Annotated in this window: 2 protein-coding genes; both read right to left on the minus strand. The window is 42.1% G+C overall.

Annotated features, from left to right (window positions below; all coding sequences use genetic code 11):
- The coding region (locus ACZYT3_RS12685) for a hypothetical protein (protein ID WP_464088906.1) at positions 1–230 on the minus strand (230 nt) is incomplete at its 3' end.
- Position 231: 1 nt separating this feature from the next.
- Positions 232–726, minus strand: coding sequence for a helix-turn-helix domain-containing protein (locus tag ACZYT3_RS12690; protein ID WP_464088907.1), 495 nt, complete (start codon positions 724–726; stop codon positions 232–234).
- Positions 727–916 lie beyond the last annotated feature (190 nt).

A 916-nucleotide genomic window follows, 5' to 3' on the forward strand; every position in this document is an offset into this window, starting at 1 on the left:
CCTTCACTTGTTTCAATATCGACAAGTTCAAAATGTCCAAACTGCTTAATCGCTTTCTTCATTTCCTTCATCATCCTTTTTAGCTGCTTCTCGGTAATCCCTGTTTCAGCAGCACGGTTTTTGATCATTTTACCGGCAATCATTGTCCCCAGCCTGTTGAATATCAGACCATTGAGGATATTCAGACGGATGTCCTTCTCTTCATCTGCTTCGTGAATATAGATCTTCATATCACTCTACAAAGATCTCCACATGATCTCCGTCTGCACTCTCGATCTCGATCAGCTTGCCTACCAGTCCCTGATCTACCAGCTTCATCACTTTCTCCAGATCGATCCCTTTCAAAGCTGCCTTCCCATTGATCTCCGGCATGCTCATCCCGATCTCCATTCCTGTTTTAATAAGTGATAGCGGCAGGTTCAGCCGTACCTTATCACCATCGCCGGAATCTATTACGACCTTCAGCATCATCTGGTCCACTGACTTTCTTAATTGTGGTTCTACCACTCTTGCTACTTCCACATCTTCTTTCTGTCGGATCAGCTCATCTAAAGATACATTGAAGATATCGGATAATTCGATCAGGATCGGCAGATCGGGAATGCTCAGGTCATTCTCCCATTTGCTGACGGCCTGTGAGGAAACGTTGAGCTTGGAAGCAAGTTCTTCCTGGGTCATCTTTTTCAGTTTACGGTATTCAGCTATCTTGGTTCCTAATGTTTTCATATGTTATCCTTCCTTTCTCAAAAGAGTGATGATCATCTTTTCCTGTTCTCTTTTCAATTCATCTTTAACTTCTTCTTCATGATAATAGTATTTCATATGCATACCACCTTTCATGCCTACATTATAGGAGGGGAAAGGTTAAAAAAGAAGCGATTGTCAGTTGAATCTGTCAACCCTTCGTTGTATTTCA

Source organism: Traorella sp. mt218, assembly GCF_055420025.1.

Coding starts and splice junctions, on each gene's coding strand:
- ACZYT3_RS12690 (WP_464088907.1), bottom strand. CDS start 726: ATGAAAACATTAGGAACCAAGATAGCTGAATACCGTAAACTGAAAAAG.